Annotated in this window: 24 protein-coding genes; 13 read left to right on the top strand and 11 right to left on the bottom strand. The window is 37.1% G+C overall.

The window, feature by feature from the left end; translation table 11 throughout:
• Window positions 1-123 precede the first annotated feature (123 nt).
• The 4 genes from ureC to FN817_RS15110 form a co-directional block, all read right to left on the bottom strand.
• On the bottom strand, window positions 124-1,845 hold the full coding sequence (ureC, locus tag FN817_RS15125) for an urease subunit alpha (protein WP_142718677.1): 1,722 nt from the start codon (window positions 1,843-1,845) through the stop codon (window positions 124-126).
• Between the two features lies 1 nt (window position 1,846).
• The gene (gene ureB / locus FN817_RS15120) at window positions 1,847-2,215 is read right to left on the bottom strand and encodes an urease subunit beta (RefSeq protein ID WP_142718676.1); all 369 of its coding nucleotides are present in this window, start codon (window positions 2,213-2,215) and stop codon (window positions 1,847-1,849) included.
• A gap of 11 nt (window positions 2,216-2,226) precedes the next feature.
• Window positions 2,227-2,529: an urease subunit gamma gene (gene ureA / locus FN817_RS15115; RefSeq protein ID WP_034697260.1), complete on the bottom strand. Its 303-nt coding sequence runs from the start codon at window positions 2,527-2,529 to the stop codon at window positions 2,227-2,229.
• A 153-nt stretch (window positions 2,530-2,682) separates the two neighbouring features.
• Window positions 2,683-3,048 carry a hypothetical protein gene (locus FN817_RS15110; RefSeq protein WP_142718675.1) on the bottom strand — a complete coding sequence of 122 codons (366 nt, stop codon included), beginning with the start codon at window positions 3,046-3,048 and terminating at the stop codon, window positions 2,683-2,685.
• A 406-nt stretch (window positions 3,049-3,454) separates the two neighbouring features.
• Here FN817_RS15110 and pruA point away from each other — a divergent pair, with 406 nt between their 5' ends.
• From pruA to FN817_RS15095, 3 genes are all read left to right on the top strand, one after another.
• Entirely contained in the window at window positions 3,455-5,080 is a 1,626-nt protein-coding gene (pruA, locus tag FN817_RS15105; protein ID WP_142718674.1) for an L-glutamate gamma-semialdehyde dehydrogenase, read from the top strand.
• 371 nt (window positions 5,081-5,451) lie between these two features.
• Window positions 5,452-5,673 carry a cytochrome C551 gene (locus FN817_RS15100; protein ID WP_142718673.1) on the top strand — a complete coding sequence of 74 codons (222 nt, stop codon included), beginning with the start codon at window positions 5,452-5,454 and terminating at the stop codon, window positions 5,671-5,673.
• 335 nt (window positions 5,674-6,008) lie between these two features.
• A complete protein-coding gene (locus FN817_RS15095; RefSeq protein WP_142718672.1) occupies window positions 6,009-6,218 on the top strand; it encodes a hypothetical protein in 210 nt (69 codons plus the stop codon).
• Window positions 6,219-6,616: 398 nt separating this feature from the next.
• On the opposite strand, the gene FN817_RS15090 is transcribed toward FN817_RS15095, so the two are convergent.
• On the bottom strand, window positions 6,617-8,245 hold the full coding sequence (locus FN817_RS15090; protein ID WP_167498877.1) for an AraC family transcriptional regulator: 1,629 nt from the start codon (window positions 8,243-8,245) through the stop codon (window positions 6,617-6,619).
• Between the two features lie 300 nt (window positions 8,246-8,545).
• Here FN817_RS15090 and FN817_RS15085 point away from each other — a divergent pair, with 300 nt between their 5' ends.
• Window positions 8,546-9,706 (top strand): thioredoxin family protein, encoded by a 1,161-nt coding sequence (locus FN817_RS15085; RefSeq protein ID WP_142718670.1) that lies wholly within the window; start codon window positions 8,546-8,548, stop codon window positions 9,704-9,706.
• 215 nt (window positions 9,707-9,921) lie between these two features.
• On the opposite strand, the gene FN817_RS15080 is transcribed toward FN817_RS15085, so the two are convergent.
• Window positions 9,922-10,944, bottom strand: a complete 1,023-nt coding sequence (locus FN817_RS15080) for a 3-oxoacyl-ACP synthase III family protein (RefSeq protein ID WP_142718669.1) — start codon at window positions 10,942-10,944, stop codon at window positions 9,922-9,924.
• 73 nt (window positions 10,945-11,017) lie between these two features.
• Between FN817_RS15080 and FN817_RS15075 the strand changes: the two genes are divergently transcribed.
• From FN817_RS15075 to FN817_RS15055, 5 genes are read left to right on the top strand one after another with little or no spacing between them, the layout of a single operon-like run.
• Window positions 11,018-11,917 carry a magnesium transporter CorA family protein gene (locus tag FN817_RS15075; RefSeq protein ID WP_142718668.1) on the top strand — a complete coding sequence of 300 codons (900 nt, stop codon included), beginning with the start codon at window positions 11,018-11,020 and terminating at the stop codon, window positions 11,915-11,917.
• Between the two features lie 43 nt (window positions 11,918-11,960).
• Window positions 11,961-13,547: a patatin-like phospholipase family protein gene (locus FN817_RS15070; protein WP_142718667.1), complete on the top strand. Its 1,587-nt coding sequence runs from the start codon at window positions 11,961-11,963 to the stop codon at window positions 13,545-13,547.
• A gap of 44 nt (window positions 13,548-13,591) precedes the next feature.
• Complete coding sequence (locus FN817_RS15065) at window positions 13,592-14,092, top strand: DUF2199 domain-containing protein (protein WP_142718666.1); 501 nt, start codon at window positions 13,592-13,594, stop codon at window positions 14,090-14,092.
• Window positions 14,093-14,095: 3 nt separating this feature from the next.
• Window positions 14,096-14,332: a hypothetical protein gene (locus tag FN817_RS15060; protein WP_142718665.1), complete on the top strand. Its 237-nt coding sequence runs from the start codon at window positions 14,096-14,098 to the stop codon at window positions 14,330-14,332.
• 6 nt (window positions 14,333-14,338) lie between these two features.
• Window positions 14,339-14,791, top strand: coding sequence for a hypothetical protein (locus FN817_RS15055; protein ID WP_142718664.1), 453 nt, complete (start codon window positions 14,339-14,341; stop codon window positions 14,789-14,791).
• A gap of 45 nt (window positions 14,792-14,836) precedes the next feature.
• Here FN817_RS15055 and FN817_RS15050 read toward each other — a convergent pair whose 3' ends face one another.
• Window positions 14,837-15,367, bottom strand: a complete 531-nt coding sequence (locus FN817_RS15050; RefSeq protein ID WP_142718663.1) for an NAD(P)H-dependent oxidoreductase — start codon at window positions 15,365-15,367, stop codon at window positions 14,837-14,839.
• A 91-nt stretch (window positions 15,368-15,458) separates the two neighbouring features.
• Here FN817_RS15050 and FN817_RS15045 point away from each other — a divergent pair, with 91 nt between their 5' ends.
• Complete coding sequence (locus FN817_RS15045; RefSeq protein WP_047421235.1) at window positions 15,459-15,836, top strand: winged helix-turn-helix transcriptional regulator; 378 nt, start codon at window positions 15,459-15,461, stop codon at window positions 15,834-15,836.
• A gap of 82 nt (window positions 15,837-15,918) precedes the next feature.
• On the opposite strand, the gene FN817_RS15040 is transcribed toward FN817_RS15045, so the two are convergent.
• Window positions 15,919-16,479 (bottom strand): DNA-3-methyladenine glycosylase I, encoded by a 561-nt coding sequence (locus tag FN817_RS15040; RefSeq protein WP_142718662.1) that lies wholly within the window; start codon window positions 16,477-16,479, stop codon window positions 15,919-15,921.
• Window positions 16,480-16,651: 172 nt separating this feature from the next.
• Here FN817_RS15040 and FN817_RS15035 point away from each other — a divergent pair, with 172 nt between their 5' ends.
• From FN817_RS15035 to FN817_RS15025, 3 genes are read left to right on the top strand one after another with little or no spacing between them, the layout of a single operon-like run.
• Entirely contained in the window at window positions 16,652-17,566 is a 915-nt protein-coding gene (locus tag FN817_RS15035) for an alpha/beta hydrolase (RefSeq protein WP_142718661.1), read from the top strand.
• 38 nt (window positions 17,567-17,604) lie between these two features.
• Window positions 17,605-17,961, top strand: coding sequence for a hypothetical protein (locus FN817_RS15030; protein ID WP_167498876.1), 357 nt, complete (start codon window positions 17,605-17,607; stop codon window positions 17,959-17,961).
• A 51-nt stretch (window positions 17,962-18,012) separates the two neighbouring features.
• On the top strand, window positions 18,013-19,026 hold the full coding sequence (locus FN817_RS15025) for a TQO small subunit DoxD (protein WP_142718659.1): 1,014 nt from the start codon (window positions 18,013-18,015) through the stop codon (window positions 19,024-19,026).
• Between the two features lie 131 nt (window positions 19,027-19,157).
• Here FN817_RS15025 and FN817_RS15020 read toward each other — a convergent pair whose 3' ends face one another.
• The 3 genes from FN817_RS15020 to FN817_RS15010 form a co-directional block, all read right to left on the bottom strand.
• Entirely contained in the window at window positions 19,158-19,754 is a 597-nt protein-coding gene (locus tag FN817_RS15020) for a hypothetical protein (RefSeq protein ID WP_047421226.1), read from the bottom strand.
• A 402-nt stretch (window positions 19,755-20,156) separates the two neighbouring features.
• Window positions 20,157-21,734 (bottom strand): DHA2 family efflux MFS transporter permease subunit, encoded by a 1,578-nt coding sequence (locus FN817_RS15015; RefSeq protein WP_047421224.1) that lies wholly within the window; start codon window positions 21,732-21,734, stop codon window positions 20,157-20,159.
• A gap of 140 nt (window positions 21,735-21,874) precedes the next feature.
• The gene (locus FN817_RS15010) at window positions 21,875-22,978 is read right to left on the bottom strand and encodes an HlyD family secretion protein (RefSeq protein ID WP_142718658.1); all 1,104 of its coding nucleotides are present in this window, start codon (window positions 22,976-22,978) and stop codon (window positions 21,875-21,877) included.
• Window positions 22,979-22,994: the final 16 nt, after the last annotated feature.

Below are 22,994 nucleotides of genomic sequence, written 5' to 3'. Positions count from 1 at the left end.
CCTTGATAAATTCCATGAGATTCTTCACTACATTTCAGAACTACGTTCGCAGACCTTCAGTCTGAGTTCAGAATGACAAAAGACAAATAATTCTGGTTTCAAACACTCTACTTTAAGCTGATCTTAGAATAAATAATACAGCTGTGTTAAAGGAAGTGTTTCCGCCGGTTCGCAAGTGATGTACTCACCGTCTACCGTTACTTTATAGTTTTCAGGATTCACTTCAATTAAAGGAGTTTTATCGTTATGAATAAGATCTTTTTTTGAAATATTTCTGCAGTTTTTTACCGGAAGAATCATTTTCTCCAGTTTATAAGAAGCGATGGTTCCGTTGTCTATAGAAACCTGGGAAACGAAGTTGGCGCAAATACCAAACTTAGCTTTTCCGTGAGCACCGAACATATTTCTGTAAATAATGGGCTGAGGTGTTGGGATGGATGCATTCGGATCTCCCATTTTAGCAGCAATTACAAATCCTCCTTTTACAATCATTTCCGGTTTTACTCCGAATAATGCAGGTTTCCAGATCACCAAATCTGCTAATTTTCCTTCTTCAAGAGATCCTACATATTCTGAAATACCATGTGCTATAGCTGGGTTGATCGTGTATTTGGCCACATATCGTTTTGCACGGTAGTTATCATTTCCACTGTCTTTATCTTCAGCAAGATCACCTCTCTGCTCCTTCATTTTACTTGCCGTCTGCCATGTTCTTGTGATCACTTCTCCCGGTCTTCCCATTGCCTGAGAGTCTGAACTCATGATGCTGAAAACGCCCATGTCATGGAGGATATCTTCAGCAGCAATAGTTTCAGGGCGGATACGGGAATCAGCAAATGCCACATCTTCAGGAATATTTTTGCTCAGGTGGTGGCAAACCATCAGCATGTCTAAGTGCTCATCGATTGTATTTACTGTGTAAGGACGCGTAGGATTTGTAGAAGCTGGCAATACATTCGGGTACATTGCTGCTTTGATGATGTCCGGTGCGTGGCCACCTCCAGCTCCTTCTGTGTGGAAGGTGTGGATTACCCTTCCGTTGATCGCTCTCATTGTATCTTCAAGGAAACCTCCTTCATTAAGAGTATCGGTGTGGATGGCAACCTGAACGTCATATTTATCAGCTACTTTCAATGCTGCATCAATCGTAGCAGGAGTTGCTCCCCAGTCTTCATGGATTTTTACTCCTAAGGCTCCGGCTTCCACCTGTTCTTCGATAGGCTCTTCAGCTGAACAGTTCCCTTTTCCGAAGAAACCAAGGTTCATAGGATATTCTTCCGCCGCTTCGAGCATTTTCTGCATATTGAATTTTCCCGGAGTAACCGTCGTAGCGTTGGTTCCGTCGTTTGGACCTGTTCCTCCGCCAATCATGGTAGTAATTCCACTATATAAAGAGGTTTCGATCTGTTGGGGGCAGATGTAATGAATGTGAGTATCAATACCTCCGGCTGTTACGATATACCCTTTTCCTCCGTGAACTTCAGTTGAAGCTCCGATGATCATATTAGGACTTACACCGTCCATCGTATCAGGGTTTCCAGCTTTTCCAATTCCTACAATCTTTCCGTCTTTGATTCCGATATCACCTTTTACAATTCCCCAATGGTCAATGATGACAGCTCCTGTGATGCAAAGGTCCAGAACACCTTCATCTCTTTTAGCAGTAACATTCTGTCCCATTCCGTCACGGACTGTTTTTCCTCCTCCGAAAACGGCTTCGTCTCCGTAATGGGTGAAATCTTTTTCAATTTCAATAATAATTTCGGTGTCTCCCAGTCTGATTTTATCTCCGGCTGTAGGACCTAATATATTGGCGTATTGTTTTCTGTCTACGTGTAAGCTCATCTTAGTGATTTTTAAAGTTTAATTCTTCAACTTTTGCAAGGCTCGCTCTTTTCTGTTCTTCGGAATCTACCTGTCCGTCCACAAGATTATTGAAGCCCATTGCTTTTCTGGTTCCTCCTATTTCTACCAATTCCACTTCTTTTTCTTCTCCCGGTTCAAAACGTACTGCAGTGCTTGCTACAATATTCAATCTCTTTCCGAAAGCTTTTTCACGGTCAAAGCTCATCGCTTTATTGACTTCAAAAAAATGGAAGTGTGAACCTACCTGAATAGGGCGGTCTCCTGTATTGGTTACTTTTATTTTTACAGTTTCTCTGCCTTCATTGCAGATAATTGTACCTTCTTTTACGAAAATTTCTCCTGGTATCATAATCAGTAGTATTAGCGGATTGGGTTGTGTACGGTTACCAGCTTAGTCCCATCAGGGAAAGTGGCTTCAATCTGAACATCGTGTATCATTTCTGATACGCCGGGCATTACGTCCTCTTTGGTAAGAAGATTAGCGCCTTCCTGCATCAGTTCGGCTACTTTTTTTCCATCTCTTGCTCCTTCAAGCAAAAAGTGGCTGATCAGTGCTATTGATTCAGGATAGTTTAATTTAAGGCCTCTTGCCTTTCTTTTTAGAGCGAGTTCGCCTGCCAGAAATAGCATAAGCTTCTCCGTTTCTCTCGGTGTTAAGTGCATAATATTTTTATTTAAAATTGGACAAACAATATCCTATTCACCTCTCCGTAAAGGCAAACTGATAGGTTCAAAAATGTAAATGGGAATGATTCTTACGGATCTGTATTAACATGAATACAAATCACAACGGATCATTAAAATTAAGAAAAGGGACTAGCAGCCCGCTATCTGCAGGCAATGATACAGGATGTATCTTGGTGCTGAAATATAAATACGGTTTTGAACAGCTTCAACCCGTGTATTGTGAGAATACTCTGCAAAGAAATAATTAAGCCACTGCTGGGCAAGTATTGAATAATCAAATTTCACTTTCTCCCAGTCATTGGAATCCTGTACATCCTGCACATCTGAAAAACTATACATTTCAGGCTGGGTCTGCTGATCGGATTTCTGCTGAAGGAGATTGATTTTTGAGATAATATCAGAGTATGACTGAGTTTTCCCTTTATGCGCAAAAAGACCTGCACACAACGCTGAGAAAAACATCAGAAAAGAGAAAAATAAAACTCTTTTTTTCATACTATTAATAATGGTGTAAAATTAGAACAATCCTAAAACCCCGGCTATCAAAAAAATTATTTAAAATGTTCAAAATCGCAACAAATGCAATTTTATGTAATTTTAACATTTCATGATAAATCCCTTATTTATAACACTTAAGCATTACTTTTGAACTGTGACAAATATTTTCTTGTCCTTATTCCTGTAATTATGATAATCTGCATCATCTTTTCCTTCTATTTAAAAGATCGAATAAATACATCTGTTATTCTCAATACAACATGTTAAAAACCCTTTATTCATTAATGATTACTTAACAATAAGCTTTATTTCATAAAAACAGACGGTATTTTTTTCTTTCCTTATAATTATCGTAAATTTGTATACACATCTTATTTAATTTAATAAAATAATAAAACGTAATATGTCAAAAGCAATTTCGCAAGTACCATTAGCGGTAAATGAGCCGGTAAATTCTTATGAACCGGGATCTCCGGAAGTTAAAAGCCTTATCGACACTTATAAAAAAATGTGGGCAGAAAAGGTAGAGATTCCAATGATCATCAATGGAAAAGAAGTTAAAACTGATACAAAAGTACAGCTTCAGTCTCCACAGGATCATGCTCATGACTTCGGTTTCTACTATCAGGGTGGTATGCAGCATGTGGATGACGCTATCAACGCGGCATTGGCAGCTAAACAGGAATGGAATGAACTAGGCTGGGAACAGCGTGCAGCAATTTTCTTAAAGGCAGCTGATCTTTTGGCTGGTCCTTACAGAGATGTAATCAATGCTGCTACCATGATCGGACAGTCTAAAAATGTACACCAGGCTGAAATTGATGCAGCTTGTGAGTTCATCGACTTCTTAAGATTCAATGTAGAGTTCATGACAGAAATGTATGCTGAGCAGCCGGTTTCTGACAATGGAATCTGGAACCGTGTTGAGTACAGACCATTAGAAGGATTCTGTTTTGCAGTAACTCCATTCAACTTTACAGCGATTTCCGGAAACCTTCCTACTTGTATGGCAATGCTAGGAAACGTTGTCGTTTGGAAGCCTTCTGACAAGCAGGTATATTCTGCAAAAGTAATCATGGATGTATTGACAGAAGCGGGTCTTCCTGCAGGGGTAATCAACATGATCTTTACAGACGGAAAAGAAACTGCTGAAAAAGTATTGGCACACCGTGATTTTGCGGGTCTTCACTTCACAGGTTCTACAAAAGTATTCCAGGGAATGTGGAAAATGATTGGTGATAATATCCACAACTACAGAACATATCCAAGAATTGTTGGAGAAACAGGAGGTAAAGACTTTGTAATTGCTCACCCATCTGCTAACGTAGAAGCTGTAGCGACTGCATTGGTAAGAGGTGCTTTTGAATATCAGGGACAAAAATGTTCTGCTGCTTCAAGAGCGTATGTACCTAAATCTCTTTGGGCTGACGTGAAAAAAGTAATGGAAACTCAGATGAATTCTATTAAAGTAGGTTCTCCGGAAGATACTTCAAACTTCGTCAACGCTGTAATTGACAAAAATTCTTTCGAGAAATGTAAAGGATATATCGACAGAGCTAATGCTTCAGGTGAAGCTACTGTAGCTATCGGTGGGAAATATGACGATTCTAAAGGATGGTTCGTACACCCAACAGTAATTGAAACTACAAATCCTCACTATGAAAGTATGGTAGAAGAGATCTTTGGCCCAATCTTATCAATCTACGTATATGAAGATCAGGACTGGAAAGAAACTCTAAAACTGGTAGATTCAACTTCTCCTTATTCATTAACAGGTTCTGTATTCTCACAAGACCGTTATGCTATCAATGAAGCTTATAAAGCTTTAGAGAATGCTTCAGGTAACTTCTACATCAATGATAAGCCAACAGGTGCTGTAGTAGGACAACAGCCTTTCGGTGGTGGTAGAGCTTCGGGAACAAATGATAAAGCAGGTTCTAAAATGAATCTTCTGAGATGGGTTTCTGTAAGAAGCGTAAAAGAAACGTTTGTTTCTCCAAAAAACTACAAATATCCATACCTAGGGTAATTAATAAGTAATGAATAATAGGCAATGAGTAATTATTGTCTGTTCTTAAATACAGCCTCGGAATTTAGATTTCGGGGCTTTTTTGTGGTGAGAGGCGGGGTGCGAGGTTCGGGATGTGAGTTGCAGAGGTTCAGGGTTTAAGGTTTAAGGTTACTGGTATCCATAAATACACTTTTACTCCTTCGATACTCAATACTCTCCCCAAACTCTCTAACTCTCTAACTCTCCAACACCCTAACTCCTGATCCCTACAACCCCTACCTGCTACCTAACATCTTTTAACAAACTTTACCTATATTTTACGATTTTCTCTACCCTGTTAGGAATAATTGTTGATTTTTAAAATATTATACACCCCAAAATAAAATAGTATGAAAAAGTTATTGCTAACAGCCGTTGGAATAGGAATATTTGCAGTGAGCTGTGGAACCAAAGAATCGACAATGTCATCAAGCAGCCGTGATTCAGCAACAGTAGATAATGCACAAAAAAGCATACCGCCTACCACAACTGATACAACGACTACAAAAATGACAAATCCTGACAGTATCAAGATCAAAAAGGATTCAGCGGTGATGTCTCCTGTCAAGTAGTATTGATATACGTTCAATTTAAAATGGAAAATCTGCAGATGAAAGCGCTGCAGATTTTTTTATTGAATAACTGGAAATGTTGGAACTATAACGCAGTTTTGGCTTTAAAAGGACCGTTATTTTAGGTTTTGGCTAAAGCCAATGATGAGGTATTATTTTTAAAGGTGGGTTAAAACCCACCCCTATTGAATTTTAATAACAACATCTTTTATCTTTTATCTTTTATCTTTTATCTTTTATCTTTTATCTTTTATCTTTTATCTTTTATCTTTTATCTTTTATCTTTTATCTTTTATCTTTATATTTGATTAATACCAAACATTAAAATACACCCTATGAAAAAATTCTGGATAGGAGCAGTTATTGGACTTCTTTTCCTTGGAAGTTGTGCTCAGAATAAAGAAAAAAGAGAAGAATATAAAGACGCCCACAATAAGGATTCTTTAAGAAACAAAATGGGAGATTCTGCAGTAGCCAATTCTATACCCGCTCCGGCAGCTGCCGATACTTCAAAAACAAAACCCAACAGTACAAAGGTTAAATAAAATCACAAATCCACAGAAGTCTGTGGATTTGCACTTAAAAAAACTTGACTGAAAAAAAACCGGGCAATCAACCCCGATTATGAGATATGGTTTATATTCTGAACAGAATATTCCTTTGAAAATAAAGTGGGAATCGTGGATGTCTCAATAATGAAATATACACTTGTTCTATATATTAATTTTCATGGCTTAGTTTTCAGTTGGGATGATGATCTTATGATAATCTTAATTTCAGAAAAGAGATATTTTTTCAAAAATTAAAAGAGCTAAGCTGTAGTATAATGGTGTTCATGTCCCTCGAACTGGCGCAAAGATAGGATAGCAAAGCGTTTCTGTAAAATAATAGGTTGTTCATTTTCGTGAAAATAGCAAGATAGAATTTAAAAACCTATCTCTTTTTAATCATTTTCGGGAAAATGGATATTTTTATCTGATTGATTTTCAGCATCAAGATATTTGATATAAGCTGATGGTGAATAGTCTGTAACTGCTTTGAAAACTGCAGCAAATTTACTGTGCGAAGAAAAGCCACACTCATCCGCAAGGATGCTTATTTTATATTGCCTGTACTTCTCATCATTGATCAGTTTATCCACAATATATTTGATTCTCAAACGGTTGATGTACGATTTAAAATCAGCACTCTTATGCTGATTGATTACATAAGACAGATATTTTGTATTGGTATTCAATTCACCAGCAAGGAAAGAAAGGGACATTCCTTTATTGTTATAGAGATCACCTTTCTCAAAATCTTCAAGAAGTTCAAGCAGCTTTGATTCCGTTTCGGAAGTCATCAGAGAATCATTTCGTCTTCGGTCTGTTTCAGAATCTTTTTCATCAATTTCTTCCACAGATATATTGGAAAATTCAGAATCATGAGGTTGTTTTAAAGGAGGATTACTCCTGCTGCTGATCATATTCAACTGGGCTCTTATGATATTTCTGAACTTTGAACGTTGTTTTTTCTGCTTTGACCTGAAGAAAACAAGTAAACCAATCAGTAAAGTGAACAGGACAATAATGGTAGCATTTTTCACCAGATTCATATGTCCGTTCTTTTTGCTGCTCTTTCCTTTTGGAATCTCTGCTCCTTTCATTGTGAAGCTTTGATTACGGGCTTCAATGCTATCATATGCACGCACATATTTCACAGCATATAAAGAGGCTTTAAAATTATCCCCTGTCCCTTCATAATAATCATTTATATTAGAGTATACTGCTTTTTTCAGCTTAAGACTTCGGGAAGTATCTGCTATTTTTTCTGCTTTTTTCAGGTATAGTTCGGCATCTTTCCAGTTTTTCTGCTTCAGGCGAATTCCTCCCAAACCATTATAAACCAATCCGAGTGTACAGCTTCCGACCTTAAGCAGGCTTTCAGCTTTTCTGTAATAATTTTCTGAAACCGGATAGTCATTAAGTTTGAAATAAACATCGCCCAGCAGCTGATAAGAGGCAGCAGCCGTTCTGTTTTCGTTACGGCTGTTTATTCTTTCAAAATATTTCAGTGAAGATTCTATGAATCGTATGGCATTGGAATAATTACCCAGCTCCATTTCATAGAAAGCCATTTCCTGATTCAGAAGCCCTGCCGCTTCATTGCTTTTTTCAAAATCGGTAATCCTGCCGGAAGCTTCCAGCCCTTTTATAATGTATTTTTTAGATCTTTCATATAACCCTACCTGTCTATATTGCCTGGCAAGTAATCTGGTGACAACAGCCATCTGTTCAGGATCGTTAATCTGATTGATCACCGAATGCGCATTTTCACTATAACAAATTGCTTTTTTAAGCTCACCGGCATGATGATAAAGTTCTGAAGAGAGGATAAGACATTGTATTTTCTCAGAAGGCTTCTGTGCCAACATATAAAGAGAGTCTGCTGTCTTGATCGCCTTTGGTAAATCCTTATGCGCCGTAACAGAAGAAGTTCTTTCACAGATAAGGTCAAAGCTGTTTTTTTTCTGAGCGAATATAGGGACTGCTGTTGCCAGCAAAAACAAAAATTTCAGGAGATTCTTAGACATACAAAAACAAATTATTATTTTTATTTTATAATAATTCATCATTATTTTCACGGGTGTCTTTTTGTTTTTTACAAAACTAGTGATATTTTATTTTTTATTAAAATATTATATTGAAATTTAATCATTTAACTTAAAACAGTGTTTTACATTAATTTTAATAATTAGACACAAATAATAAATGATTTTCCTTCATATAAACCGATAGCTGTTTTAAAACTAAAGTTCCCTTACAATTATTTTCAATGTGAACGGCTCATGTGTCATCATATTTATTACATTTGCAGGGAATAAAAAGTTTTTATGAAAAAAATAGCAATACTTTCCTCAATCTTTATAGGAGTTCTTGCATGGGCACAGGGAATTAAATTTGAAGACGGCAATTTTGCCTCTGTCCTTGCCAAAGCAAAAAAAGAAAACAAACTGGTCTTTATAGATGCATATGCTTCATGGTGTGGACCTTGTAAACTCATGGTAAAAAATATTTTCCCGCTTCAGTCTGTGGGTGACTACTATAATTCTCACTTCATCAATGCTAAAATTGACATGGAAAAAGGTGAAGGAATTGAGCTGGCTAAGAAATATAATGTAAAAGCATTCCCTACTTATCTGTTTATTGACGGAAACGGTGAAGCGGTACACAGAACTTTAGGCTATGTTGAAGAAAAAGACTTTATCCAGTTTGCCAAAGATGCTGAAGATCCGAACAAAAGATTAACTTCTTTGAAGCAGCAGTTTGAGAAAGGAGAAAAAGACCCTGAGTTTTTAAAGAATCTTGCAGGGCTTACCATGTATAATGATGCTGAGTTTGCCGGTAAAGTACTTAACCGTTATTTCCAGCAGAAACCCAATTTGGATCAGGAAGATGTTCAAATGCTTCTTTCAGGGGTTCAAACTATAGACAGCCCTTTATACAAGATTTTCCAGGATAAAAAAGCAGATATCGTTAAATTCTTTCCGGAAGATAAGTATGAAAAGTTTGACAAAAACATCAAGCTGAATACCGTTTCCAAAAAAGCATATAACGCAGAGACCAAAAAATGGGACGATAGCTATTTCATGTCTGAAACTCAGAAATTCTTAAGCAAGGAAGAAGCTGACAAGATCTTAAAAAGAATGAAAGCGAACAGAGCTTTAAAGAATAAGGATATTCCTGAATATGAAAAACTGATCCTTGATTTGTACAAAGACTATTCTGCAGCAGGTTCTGAAGAGCTGAATTCTCTTGCATGGAACTTCTTTGAAAATGTAAGCAATAAGACTTCTCTGGAAAAAGCAATTGCATGGGCACAGGAATCTGTAAAGAAAGATCAGAACTTTGCCAATACTGATACTTTAGCGAATCTTTATAATAAGATTGGTGATAAGAAAAATGCAAAAACATGGGCTGAAAAGTCTATTGAACTGGCAAAAAGCACAGGACAGGATTCTACTGACACTGAAAAATTATTGAAAAGCCTTTAATTAGGAATGCCATAAAATAAAGACCGCAGAACTGAAGTTCTGCGGTCTTTTTTATATTGTTTGAGTAGATGCTGCTAACCACCCCGTCAAAAATTCTTTGAATTTTTGCCACCCCTCCAAAGGATGGGAATTTCACGTCTTCAGTTGTGATATAAGTGAAAATGAAGCTTCCCTAATGCTTTAGTAAAGATACAATAGCGATTTATTTTCTCCTTTTAGTATTCAAACAGAACACTTCCCCAGGTAAATCCGCTTCCGAAAGCTGAAAGAAGGACCAAATCTCCTCTTTTGATTTTCCCTTGCTCAATCGCTTCACTTAAAGCAATAGGAATGGAAGCAGCGGTTGTATTTCCGTATTTCTGAATATTGTTAAATACTTTTTCGTTCGGTAAACCAAATTTTTCCTGTACAAACTGAGCAATTCTAAGGTTCGCCTGGTGTGGAATGAACATATCAAGATCTTCAACTGTTTTTCCTGCTTTGTTCAAAGCTTCCATCATTGTTTCAGGAAATCTTGTTACGGCATGTTTGAACACGAAGTTACCGTTCATGATTGGGTACACTTCTTTATTGGTTACATTTTCAGGCTCTTTTCTCATTCTGTCACTCCATCCGAATTTTGAACCCGGGAACTGAGTACAAAGTTCGTCTGCATATTTCCCTTCAGAATGCATATTGACTGCTAAAATATCTCCTGCATTTTCATCTTCGGTAGCTGAAAGTACAACTGCTCCTGCTCCATCTCCGAAAATAACAGAAACCCCTCTTCCCTCATCAGAAAAATCTAATCCGAAAGAATGAACTTCAGCTCCTACAACAAGAATATTTTTATAAGTACCTGATTTAATAAATGCATTAGCAACACTCATAGAATATACAAATCCGGAACATTGATTTCTCACGTCCAATGCTCCAATTGTATCACATCCAAGCATGTCCTGAAGCAATACTCCGCTTCCAGGAAAATAGTAATCCGGAGAAAGGGTTGCAAAAACAATAAAATCAATATCTTTTGAGGTAAGACCAGCATTCTGAATAGCTTTTTCTGAGGCTTTAAATGCTAGATAAGCCGTAGTTTCCTGAGCGTCATTCCTGTTTTTTCTATGTCTTCGTTCCTTGATACCCGTTCTTTCTGTAATCCATTCATCATTAGTGGTCATCAGTTTTGCTAAATCATCATTTGTAACAATGTTATCTGGAACATAAAATCCCACACCTTTTATTGTACTTTTAATCATATAGTTTTTTAATTTTGGCAAAGATAAAACTTATTTAACACATAGTTTTTCAAAATATTAGTATTTTTACTTTATGTCAATTGATACGATATACAGAACCTCCCAGTGCGAATGGGTAGATGTAGAGGCTCCTACTGCAGAAGACCTGAAATTTCTTCATGAAAGATATGAAATCAATAATCTTCTGCTGGAAGATACCATGGATCCCAACCACCTTCCCAAATATGAAGAAGACGGGAATATCAAGTTCTTTCTCCTTCGTGAAAGTACGGAGCTGGAAAGAAAGAATCTGAATACCATCAGTGATATCAGCACCAAGATTGGAATTTTTCTGGTGGAGAATACCATTATCACCATCCACAGGATGAAAACCAGAAGTATCACGGAAGTCAAGAAAAAAGTCTCTTTGATTCAGGAAGACCTTAATCCTCAGCAGATCACGCTGATGATTGCGATATTGATCATGAAAAGTTTTGATGATGAATCTTTAAGCCTGTTCGAGACTATGGACAATATTGAGAATGAGATTTTCCTTAAAAATACCAATCATACCAGCCAGATCCGCCGTCTTTATAAACTGAAACGAAAATCAGGACTAAATTCACGCGTACTGGTAATTTCTACGGATGCCATTGATAAATTTAAATTATTGAATTTACAGGACTCTGAATTTGTTGATTTGAAAGACAAGCATAAAGATGTAGTGGCTGATTTTGATCACCTGAATATCCAGATTACCAACCTTATTTCGATGTTCCTGGCGCTTTCGGATCAAAAGGCCAACCAGGTGATGAAAGTGTTGGCTATCTATTCCGTTTATTTCTTACCGATCACTTTTATTGCCGGAGTTTACGGAATGAACTTCGATAATATGCCTGAGCTTCATCATAAATACGGTTATTTTATAACGCTGGGAGCTATGGCAACAGTGGTGATCAGTACTTTTATTTATGTGAGACGAAGACAGTGGTGATTAATTTTTGTCTTTAACCCAAACACCATCAAAACAAAATACCATGACCACTGAAAACCTCAACAAGATTCTGGAAGATTCTTCTCTTTCGCAGGCTTCAAAAGATAAATTGCGTGCTTTACATGAGAATATATCCGGCAAAGAATTCTCTGATCTTCTGGATCAGTCCGGGAATCAGTATATAGAGTTTGTACAGGAAGGCGGTGGTGTCTGGGGAAGTGCATTGGTAGGATATCTTTATGGCCTGGAAATATTTGGAATCCGTTTTCTGAAAGTAGCAGGAACGAGTGCAGGAGCCATTAATACGATGCTCATTGCAGCCTGTAAAACCAAAGAAGAATCCAAAAGTGAGCTAATCAAAGATATTCTTTTCAGCTGGGATTTTTCCGATTTTATGGATGGAAAAACCTATGTGAAAACAACGCTCCATGCGATGCTTAACAACAAGGATTTTTTTAAGATCAATGCCATTATTGCTGTGATCCTGTTCATTATCCTGATCAGTATTCCTTTTGTGGTTTCTCCAACTACTATCCTGAATGCCAAATTGATGTTCTTAATTCCTCTGATTCCGGCTGTCATTCTCTTTTTCTGCATTCAAAAACTGTATCATAATTTCAGAAAGGAAAACAGCGGTCTCAATCCCGGAAATGCTTTTCAGAATACGATGCAAAATGCACTGGATCAGTTTGGAATAAAAACAGTGGCTAACCTCAACGAAAAATTTATTCAGAAAGAACGGGATCTGAACCTTAACTACCGGTATGGAAATGGTCAGGAATATTACACAATGACTCTGCAAAGTATCGAAAAGATTAAAATAAAAAATAAGGAACATATTGACCAGACCCGATATAGAATTTTCTATGAAAGCGCCCTCAATAATGATTATTATAAAAACAATCCGTTTTACCTCCTCAAATCTGAATATGTGGTCATTACCACCGATATCAATGCTAAAATTAAGGTGGAACTTCCTACCATGGCCAATCTCTACTGGTCCGAAGAGGAACTGAAGCATATCAGTCCGGCTGAGTTTGTAAGAGCATCTATGGCTGTTCCTTTTTTCTTTGAACCTTTTCAGAAACAAATCAATAAAGACGATAGTTCCGTAAAGTATGCCTGGAGATATTGGATGAATACCAAACCGGAAGACATCAACCCTGCCGGGGTTTTTATTGATGGAGGCAGTATTTCCAATTTCCCTATTGACCTGTTTCATGCCGATGAAGTTTTTTATCCAAGAATGCCCCTTTTCGGAGTGCAGCTGACGAGTGATTCTGCTATTCTTTCTGAAAGAGGGAAAACCAGTGCAGAAATCCTTAAGACCCCTTTCAGTTATGCCGGAAATATCATCAGTACATTGAAAGGTTTTAATGACAAAACTTTCCTTACCAAACATACTTTTTACCGTTTATACAGTATACAGAGTGTCAACTGCGGTACCAGCAGCTGGCTGAATTTCTTTATGAAAAGAGACGAGAAGGAAGAGCTTTTCAACAGAGGTTTCCAGGCAGCCCTTGATTTTCTTAATGGATTCGACTGGGATAAGTACAAATATGAAAGAATGACGCTTACGATGAAAGAGAAGAAAATACTGAAAGAAGAGGATACGCCTACGGTGGGATAAGGATTTTGCTTTAAATTAGAATCAACATTAGAAATAAATATACGATGACAAAATACATCTGTCAATGCTGTGGAGAAGAAAAAGAAGACTGGCCGGCAATAGCTTATACATACCCCTATTTCTATTCCTGCTTATCCGAAGAAGAATTAAAGAATGCTGAACTCAGTTCTGACCTTTGTGTTGTAAAAGATGCAGAAGATACCCATAGATTTATCCGTACTGTTCTTGTACAGGAAGTCAACGATGACTGCAGAGATCTGGATTACGGAATCTGGGTTTCACTGAGTGAAAAGAATTTCAATGAATACGTTGAAAATTATGATAATAAGGAATTTGAAGCTGAATATTTCGGATGGCTTTCCACTTATCTTCCCGATTATGAGTTTGAGGAAAGTGTTCCTACAACTGTGGTGGTGAATAATTCTATCGGCCGCCCTTTTGTCTATCCTCACCAAAGTTATGACCATCCATTTGTACATGATTTTTATAATGGAATTGCAAAAGAAGAAGCAGAGAAAAGAATCAATCGGGTTTTAAATAAATAGAAAATGAAATCAATTTACAAGTACCTATTTTTTATCGGATTATCAATGTTTGTTCTATCCATTATAATGTTTTTTACGTCTGTTGGATTATTTACAGCAAGAGGAGATTATTCTGAAATCATTGTTAATTTAGGTGAACTTTCCTTTTTCCTCTGGCATCCTTTTTTAATCATTGGAATATTTTTAACTATAGTAGGAATAGTTGGTAGACTGAAAAAAAAATCAATAAAAATATATTAACTGAATATGAAAAAATTGATTTCAGAAAAATTTCATATTATTCTTTTGGGACTCACTTTAGGATTTATTATATACTGGTTAATTAGTGCTAATTTAGGAATTAATGATCTGCTCAAAAGTCCAAAATACACCATTGGAGAAGCTATATCAGACTGGCATCACAAAAATAATAATGGCGTAGGAATAGATTATAAATATGATGTTAATGCTATTACCTATTCTAAAACAGCTAATGTCTCTTATCAGAAAGGAGATAAATTCCTGATTATTTTTGATTCTATAAAGCCTGATAATTCAGCTATACTTGACATCTACTCTATTGAGAACTATCTTATAGATTTAAAAGTTCCTTCAAAAGGCTGGAAATATCAGGATGTTCCCTTTGATATTGACAGTAATACGATAAAAAAATATGTGCAGGACTGGAATGTAGAGCCATTTGAATATATTCAGAAATAAAGTTGAACTCACGTAATTCAAGAGTCCAACTTCATTTTTATATTGTTATAAATTATCCAGAAACTCCAGATACATCGGAACACTTCTGTTGATCCATTCATCGGAAGAATCTCTTTCAATTCCGTAATAAACGAAAGGTTCTTTGTAGTCTGCTTTTATATAATCAAAGGTCAGTTCATAAGGTCTGAAAAGTTCCTTCATGGTGTATTTATACTCTCCGGATGCACTATACCCTTCTTCATCTATCCCAGCGGTAACGGCCAGTGACATTTTCTTTCCGGCCAGTTTGAAACCACTGTTGCTTCCATACGCCCAACCATATAAAACCACCTCATCCAGCCACTGTTTTAAAAGCGGCGGACTGCTGAACCAGTAAAAAGGAAACTGAAATACAATCTTGTCATAAGATTCCATCAACTTCTGCTCCTGAGCTACATTGATTTTTCCATCGGGATAAGCTTCGTATAATTGATGAACCGTATATTTTTCAGGATATTTTTTCAATTCATCAATCCATTTCTTATTAATCGCTGATTTTTCTATATCAGGGTGTGTTACAATTATTAAGGTCTTCATTATGTTTAAATTTCTAATACAAAATTACTACACGTAACTTACATTTCGTACATTAGCTACCCATTGTATGGTACTATAAAAAATGTAAGTAATGACTAAAATAAAGGAAACTTCAACGAATTTTGCCAACAAGAAAGCACTTGCTGATGAGTGTCCGGAAATCTATGCCTCCAACATTATCGGAGGACAATGGGCATTGGCCATCTGCTGTTATCTGATCAATGGAAAAATGAGATTCGGGGAATTGAGAAAACGCCTGCAGAATATCACTGAACGAATGCTTACCCTTCAGCTTCGCAGACTGGAAGAGGACAAGATCATTAGCAGAACTGTATATGCCGAAGTTCCGCCACGGGTAGAATATGAACTTACAGAAATCGGGTATAAACTAAAACCCATTATCCTGGAGTTTGAAAAATGGGGAAATGAACATAAAGAACTGATGGAAGAAGCCTCAAAGAATGACTGATAATTTAGATTCCTATGGAATGACAAAAAGAAATGTTTGACACTAAGCACACATTGTGTCATTCCGTGGGAATCTAAGTTTATTATTTATTCAAATTTTCTTTCCATAAAGGCTTTTGAGCTAAAACTTTTGAGTGTATCGGGCAGGTTTCATGATGGGCTCCTTTCAGATATCCGGTACTCATAAGAAATTCATTGACAATCTCTCCGCCTGTGAATTTGAATGTTTTTTTGAATAATTTCATCCATTCCTGCAATGTTTTAGGATGATGATGTTCCAGCCATTTTTCAAAGGAACCAAATTCCTTCTGCAGTTCTATGATTGTTTTTGCATTCTCGATAGCTGCATTCACTTTCAGTTTATTCCGGATAATTCCCGGATCATTCAACAGTCTTTCGCGGTCTTCCTCTGTATACGCTGCTATTTTCTGAATATCAAAATGATCATATGCTTTTCTGAAACTGTCTTCTTTTTTCAGAACGGTTTCCCAGCTTAAACCTGCCTGATTGATTTCCAGAATCAGTCTTCCAAACAGTTCATTATCATCATGAATAGGGAATCCATAATAGTTGTCATGGTAATTTTTGTGCAGTTCTTTTCTGCTTTCAGGCTGCATGCCTTCTATTGCTAAACAATAACTCATTACAATATATTTTCTGTTTCTATATAAAACTTCCGATTTGTAAAGATAAATCAGGATTGTGACAACTGTCCGTCAGTAGTATTTTTTATTTTTAAATTTGCTCATAATTCATATCAGTTTTTTCATTTGCTCAAAGAATATTCAGTAGTTTAGAAAACTCAAAATAACCATCATGAAGCAGCTGTTTTCCATTCTTTTTATCATATCTTCAATTGTCTTTAAAGCACAGGACATCTATTCTAGGGCATACGGAAATCCAAAAAATCCTCCTGTTATTTTTATCCATGGCGGACCGAGCGGAAATGCTACTTTATTTGAAGGAACTACAGCTCAAAAGCTGGCTGATCAAGGATTTTATGTAATCGTTTATGACAGACGCGGTGAAGGCCGTTCAAAAGATGATAATGCCACCATGACTTTTAAAGAAAGTTTTGAAGATTTAAAAGGAATTTACACCACTTATCATATTAAAAAAGCAAATATTCTTGCCCACAGTTTCGGGGGAATTATCGGGACCCTATTCACTTCACAATTTCCTGAAAAAGTAAATTCTCTGACTCTTGCCGGAGCTTTATTTACGCAGCAGGAAACCTATGATCATATCCTAAAACAGGCAAAAGAACATTTCAAAAATGATTCTTCCCAACTCAAAGAGATTTCAGAAATAGAAAATCTGGATAAAAATTCTGCAGCCTATCGAAAAAGATGTTACGAAATGGCCGGTAAGCTCAATTTCTTCGATATGCCCAATCCTACTCCCCAAAGCGAAATGCTGAGAAACGAATACAAAGCAGGTGAATTTTATAAAAACAACATCAGAAATTCTGATTCTCCTCTTAAGTTCTATAAAAATGAACCTCTGAACAATCTGGATAATACTTCCGCTTTAAAAGACATCCGAAAAAAAGGAATCCCCATTTTTGCGGTGTATGGTAAGAACGACGGAATATTTTCAGAAAAACAGCTGAATGATCTTAAAAATATTGTCGGAAAGAAAAACTTCAGACTTATCGACAATTGTTCCCATTATTTATTTGCAGACCAGCAGGACGATTTTTTACAATTTATTAAACTTACATTGAAATAAAGTGTAGTTTTGTAATTATGCCCCATTCAGGACTCCATATGAAAACCTACAAAGCTGTTATTACGATGCTTATTTTGGTGTTTTCATTATCGCCGTGTTCTGTAAAAAGAAATGTTCTTGATATTTTTGACATTCAGTACATCAGCGGACTGAATAAGGTAAAGATCACTTCATCTCTTTCTTCCAGCTGTGATACGGCATCTGCCCCGACAGAAGTTTCGGTATCAAAAGCTAAAATTCAGGGGCAATACAAGGATTCTTTTTCCCACTTTTATTTCACTGCAGGCAATTCTGCTGAAGAGAAGATTGTTTTCAATAAATACTCAGGGCATTCCACAGGAAACAGCCCACCGAAATATATTCTGTTTAAAAGACTGAAGCTTAATCTGGTTTAAACTTTTTGAACCTAATTAAAAGTCGGTTTTTTACATACAATATTAATTTCAATGAAACATACTTTAAACAGCCAGTCTTCGGAACTGGCCGGATTATATACTTTATCCCTCCGCATGGTGATCGGATGGACTTATTTTTCAGCGTTCTGGCGAAGACTTATCCTCGAAAACAAGCTTATTCCAGACGAACAGGGATATATCGGGGAAAAATTCAATCACTTTTTACCGAACGCACTCGGCATAAAACCTATTATTGAATATCTGGTTACCCATCCTGATGCCTTACAGCAATCCATGATGGTTTTTACTATTATTGAAGCTATTGTGGGATTATTCATTATTCTCGGATTATTTACACGACTGATGAGTATCGGGATCTTCAGCCTTGCCCTCGGGATCCTATTGGGTTCCGGCTGGCTGGGAACAACCTGCCTTGATGAATGGCAGATAGGAGTTTTAGGAATCGCTGGCGGATTTGTCCTGTTTCTTACAGGAAGTGGTCCTTATTCACTGGATTATTATTTCATAAAGAATAACAAAAGCTTCACTCAAAAAAGATGGTTTCAATGGCTGGGTTCAGGGAACTTTCCTGTCTCACAACCAAAAATTCTTGTACTGACAGGATCGCTTATTATATTGGGTTTGACTCTTTTTACCAATCAGTATTTCCATGGAGGTGTATGGGGAACTTTGCATAATAAATCGGTAAAACCGAAACTGGAAATTTCCCATATTTCCCATAATAACTCGGATTTAACATTTGAAGTATACAGAACGGAAGGGGCTGATGTCTATGGTTCTTTTCTGATAGGTGTCCATATTCTGGACAGAAACGGGAATATTTTAAAAGCAATAGATCATCAAGAACTTTCCGGATTGCCTAAGGAAAATATACGGAATCATTATGTTACCAAAGTAAAACCCGGAAAGCACAGCCTGATCATTCCTTTGGGAGCAAAGGCTGATGTAACTTTGAATATTGATGATATACTTCAGAAAAGTGAAATTCATGCGCTGAAACTGATTGATGTGAGTGGGATTGAGTGGATAGAGAAAATCAGGTAGAAATTTAAGGTGCGGGATTCGGGGTGCGGGTTTTATGTTCTGGCTAAAGCCAATTCTTGATTTATAATAGAGAAAGCGGACTAAAGTCCGCTCCTATTGATATTTGAAATTATTATTTTCAATTTTCAGCTCTATTTTTCTGAGACAATGATATGATAGCTGCATGTGCTGTCCGGATCAAGTTTCAGCACTTTTATTTCCAATAAAACATCCAGTCCCATAGTATCGCAAACTCCCTGTAAGAAAGGTTTTATGACTGGCCATTTCAGCAGACCCGCGATCTGCAGGCTCTGCGTGATCTTATGGTAACGGTCTACTCCTTTGATCAGCAGTTCACATTTGTAGTCATTTAATTCTTTAAATTCAAAATTATATTCGGGACTGGATGTAAAAATTGCTCCTATGAGTATTTTGGCTACAGCCGGAATACCGGGCTGCAGGTTAGGCTTTGTTTCAAGATTTCTCAGTGTCATTCTGGATCCGAGATCATACATAAAAGTGCTGGAAAGCTGTTCAATAGCTTCGGTTCCGTAAAGTCGGCCAATCTGCTTGAGCATTCCGCCGTAAAAGGCTCCTGTAATATCGGACAGGCGCTGGGTAAGTTCTGTAAAGGTTCCGGGAAAAAAGTCTGAGATAATCTGTGCCTGATTCATTTCAGGAAGAAAGATATCATACTTTCTGAAATCTGATAATGCCAGATAGGTTTCCGGCAGTTGTATTTGATTCATATATAATATTTTGTAAGTATATTGAGATCATGGGTTAGTTAATTATTGAAACGAAAGCCTGTATTTCATAAGCTTTCAGAAATAAGAACATTGGCTTTATTGAATATAAAAACAAGTAAAAAGACAGCACCCGATCAGTTGATATTAAAACTGATATTCAGACAAAAAATCCGGCACGCTATTGGGAAAACACCTTTATAAAAAGGGGTTGAGGGATTGGGGAATCTATTCATATTTTTTTCATTTGTTCTTGTAAAGCTAGAAAAAATAATTAAACTCTCCAATAAGTGATATTATTTTTTGTTTAACAGAATTAAAACTAAAAGTTACTGTCTGACATTATTTTACAATAGAAAGAAACAAAAAAAACCTTCGAAAATATCGAAGGTTTTTAATTAAAATTTAGTGCATGGCTTCACTCAAATCTATTTTTTCTTTGCTTTTTCTTTCTTTTACGAGTAAGATAAACGGAATACATATCAGGAATATAATTCCGAGATAAAGAAATACATCCATATAAGAGAGTACAGTGGCCTGTTTGGTGACTGACAAATCAAGCATTTTATAAGCGGCATTCATCGCGGCGTCCGGAGTCATCCCTTTCGCTACAAAACTTGCCTTCAATGCTGCGAGTCTTTGCTGAACATCAAAACTATTTTCGTCAAGGTGAGAAATCAGATTATTCCTGTATTTCTGACCTGCATTAGCAATAAAAGTTGTAATCGCTGCAATCCCGAAAGATCCACCAAGCTGTCTCATCATCCCGGTAAAGGCTGCTCCCTGACCAATCTCCTGCCCTTTCAGTGTACTTAAAGACAATGAGGTGATTGGAATAAACAGGAGTCCCAAACCTGCTCCTCTTACAATCAGCATCCAGAAAAATGCATCTTTACTGGTATCCGGAGTCAGAATTTTATATCCCCAGAAACTATAGACAAAGAAGATGAACAATCCTAGAGAAACCAGGATCTGCTGTTTTGCTCCTTTTGCCAAAAGTCTACCAATAATAGGCATCATAAAGGCTGTTGTTAAAGCTGCCGGAATCATCAAAGCTCCCGACTGAAGGGCCGTCCATCCCAAAATACTCTGAGTGTACAGCGGAACGATAAACGTAGAACCATAAAGTCCAAATCCAAGCACGAATGACATCATTGTCCCGATCCTTAAATTACTATTCTTAAGCACCCTGAGTTCAACGATCGGATATTTAAAGGTAAGTTCCCTCCAAAGGAATAATATAAATCCTAAGATTGCCGCTACCGTAAACGCTACAATCATTCCGCTGGCAAACCAGTCTTCTTCATGACCTCTTTCCAGAATGAACTGTAATGAACCTACTGTTACTGCCAGCAATCCAATTCCAATCCAGTCAACATCCGAGACTTTACGTTTTTCTGCATATTTTGGACTTCTTACAAACTGCAGCGTCATCAATGTTGCTGCAATTCCAATCGGAATATTAATATAGAAAATATACGGCCAGCTGAAGTTATCAACGATATATCCTCCAAGAGGCGGACCTAAGGTAGGGCCGATGATTACTCCCAGACCATAAATAGCCTGAGCCATACTTCTTTTTTCAATCGGATAAGATTCCGTAATGATCGTTTGTGAAGTTACCAATAAGGCTCCCCCACCGATTCCCTGCATCAATCTGAAGAACACGAGTTCCCAGATATTGGTCGCATTTCCACATAAAAATGAAAATATGGTAAATATAATGATGGATGCCGCAAAGTAATTTCTACGCCCAAACTGCTGGGAAAGCCAGCTCGTCATTGGTACGATGATGACGTTACCAATGGCATAAGCCGTAATTACCCATCCCACTTCAGAAAGTGTAGATCCAAGATTCCCCTTCATTTCATTCAAGGCAACATTGACAATCGTGGAATCTACAATTTCAAGAAGGGCACAAAGGATAGCCGTAATCGTAATGATTACTCTACGCGCTCCATATTCTACTAATGAATCTTGCATAAGTTTTTTACGATGTAAAAAATCAATTGTGAATTTTGCTCCGCAAGTGAATAGTGAATTTTAAGCCGTTCATTTTAATTGACAGCAAAGCTGATTCACCATTGACAACGAAGTTCATTGACTTTTAACAATTTTAAATGTTATTTCAAAGCAACTTCTGCCTTCACGTTCATTCCTGTTCTTAATCTTTTGGCAATATTCTTATCCAGATTTACAAAATCGATTTTTACAGGAAGTCTCTGAACTACTTTTACGAAGTTACCACTCGCATTATCCGGAGGAAGAATAGAGAATGTAGCTCCAGTAGCCGGAGAGAATGAGCTTACCACTCCTTCAAATTCCTGATCAGGGAAAGCGTCAATTTCGATTTTCACTTTCTGTCCTTCCACCATTTTGTCTACCTGTGTTTCCTTAAAGTTAGCCACTACCCATTTCTGGTCGTTTTTAACCAAAGCAAACAACTGCGCTCCCGCCTGCAGATACTGCCCTGCCTGTGTAGGTACTTTTCCAACGTATCCGTCTTCAGGTGCAAGGATTACCGTGTATGATAAATTCAGTTTTGCATTTTCTACATCTACTTCTCTTTGCTTAGCCACAGATCCTGCCACACTGATTTGTTGTGAGCTTGCTGCAGTCTGAGAAGAAGCGATGTGAGTTTGCTGAGCAATTTGATTTCTCTGGTCAACTAAAACCTGTAATTGTCTGTCTGCAGATTGTTTTGCGGCTAAAGCCTGCTCGTATTGCTGTTCTGTAATAGAATGGTCTTTTACAAGATTAGCATATCTCTTCAAATCCTGAGAAGTTTTCCAGACATTTACTTTTGCTGCTTCTATCTGAGCATTAGCTGTTACTACTGCCGCTTCTGAAGATCCGATATTTTTTGAAGTAGCTGTTGTGGTAGCTTCTGCATTTGAAATATTACTTTTAGCGGTAGATAATGCTGCCTGAGCCTGATCAAGAGCCATTTTCTGATCTCTGTTATCCAAAATCACCAACGTATCTCCTTTCTTTACAAACTGGTTGTCTTTCACTTTTACCTGAGCTACATAACCTGAGATTTTAGAAATTACCGGTGCCATATTGGAAGAGATCTGAGCATCGTCAGTTTCTTCGTGATACTGTCCGTAGGTAAAGGCTCTGTAACCATAGATTCCTCCTCCGATTACTACTGCCGCTAAAATGATAGGAAAAACTAAACTTTTTTTCTTTTTAGGTTCAGCTGCCTGTGTATTATTATTTTCCATTTTGGTTTCGATCTGA

Origin of the sequence: Chryseobacterium rhizoplanae, assembly GCF_900182655.1 — a bacterium.
Classification (GTDB): domain Bacteria; phylum Bacteroidota; class Bacteroidia; order Flavobacteriales; family Weeksellaceae; genus Chryseobacterium; species Chryseobacterium rhizoplanae.
Note: the sequence above shows the minus strand (reverse complement) of the source record. Positions and strands in the feature narration are given on the sequence as shown.

Bases quoted from the DNA above. Each gene is read 5' to 3' on its own strand.
- ureC (WP_142718677.1), bottom strand. From the start codon at position 1,845: ATGAGCTTACACGTAGACAGAAAACAATACGCCAATATATTAGGTCCT.
- ureB (WP_142718676.1), bottom strand. From the start codon at position 2,215: ATGATACCAGGAGAAATTTTCGTAAAAGAAGGTACAATTATCTGCAAT.
- ureA (WP_034697260.1), bottom strand. From the start codon at position 2,529: ATGCACTTAACACCGAGAGAAACGGAGAAGCTTATGCTATTTCTGGCA.
- FN817_RS15110 (WP_142718675.1), bottom strand. From the start codon at position 3,048: ATGAAAAAAAGAGTTTTATTTTTCTCTTTTCTGATGTTTTTCTCAGCG.
- pruA (WP_142718674.1), top strand. From the start codon at position 3,455: ATGTCAAAAGCAATTTCGCAAGTACCATTAGCGGTAAATGAGCCGGTA.
- FN817_RS15100 (WP_142718673.1), top strand. From the start codon at position 5,452: ATGAAAAAGTTATTGCTAACAGCCGTTGGAATAGGAATATTTGCAGTG.
- FN817_RS15095 (WP_142718672.1), top strand. From the start codon at position 6,009: ATGAAAAAATTCTGGATAGGAGCAGTTATTGGACTTCTTTTCCTTGGA.
- FN817_RS15090 (WP_167498877.1), bottom strand. From the start codon at position 8,245: ATGTCTAAGAATCTCCTGAAATTTTTGTTTTTGCTGGCAACAGCAGTC.
- FN817_RS15085 (WP_142718670.1), top strand. From the start codon at position 8,546: ATGAAAAAAATAGCAATACTTTCCTCAATCTTTATAGGAGTTCTTGCA.
- FN817_RS15080 (WP_142718669.1), bottom strand. From the start codon at position 10,944: ATGATTAAAAGTACAATAAAAGGTGTGGGATTTTATGTTCCAGATAAC.
- FN817_RS15075 (WP_142718668.1), top strand. From the start codon at position 11,018: ATGTCAATTGATACGATATACAGAACCTCCCAGTGCGAATGGGTAGAT.
- FN817_RS15070 (WP_142718667.1), top strand. From the start codon at position 11,961: ATGACCACTGAAAACCTCAACAAGATTCTGGAAGATTCTTCTCTTTCG.
- FN817_RS15065 (WP_142718666.1), top strand. From the start codon at position 13,592: ATGACAAAATACATCTGTCAATGCTGTGGAGAAGAAAAAGAAGACTGG.
- FN817_RS15060 (WP_142718665.1), top strand. From the start codon at position 14,096: ATGAAATCAATTTACAAGTACCTATTTTTTATCGGATTATCAATGTTT.
- FN817_RS15055 (WP_142718664.1), top strand. From the start codon at position 14,339: ATGAAAAAATTGATTTCAGAAAAATTTCATATTATTCTTTTGGGACTC.
- FN817_RS15050 (WP_142718663.1), bottom strand. From the start codon at position 15,367: ATGAAGACCTTAATAATTGTAACACACCCTGATATAGAAAAATCAGCG.
- FN817_RS15045 (WP_047421235.1), top strand. From the start codon at position 15,459: ATGACTAAAATAAAGGAAACTTCAACGAATTTTGCCAACAAGAAAGCA.
- FN817_RS15040 (WP_142718662.1), bottom strand. From the start codon at position 16,479: ATGAGTTATTGTTTAGCAATAGAAGGCATGCAGCCTGAAAGCAGAAAA.
- FN817_RS15035 (WP_142718661.1), top strand. From the start codon at position 16,652: ATGAAGCAGCTGTTTTCCATTCTTTTTATCATATCTTCAATTGTCTTT.
- FN817_RS15030 (WP_167498876.1), top strand. From the start codon at position 17,605: ATGAAAACCTACAAAGCTGTTATTACGATGCTTATTTTGGTGTTTTCA.
- FN817_RS15025 (WP_142718659.1), top strand. From the start codon at position 18,013: ATGAAACATACTTTAAACAGCCAGTCTTCGGAACTGGCCGGATTATAT.
- FN817_RS15020 (WP_047421226.1), bottom strand. From the start codon at position 19,754: ATGAATCAAATACAACTGCCGGAAACCTATCTGGCATTATCAGATTTC.
- FN817_RS15015 (WP_047421224.1), bottom strand. From the start codon at position 21,734: ATGCAAGATTCATTAGTAGAATATGGAGCGCGTAGAGTAATCATTACG.
- FN817_RS15010 (WP_142718658.1), bottom strand. From the start codon at position 22,978: ATGGAAAATAATAATACACAGGCAGCTGAACCTAAAAAGAAAAAAAGT.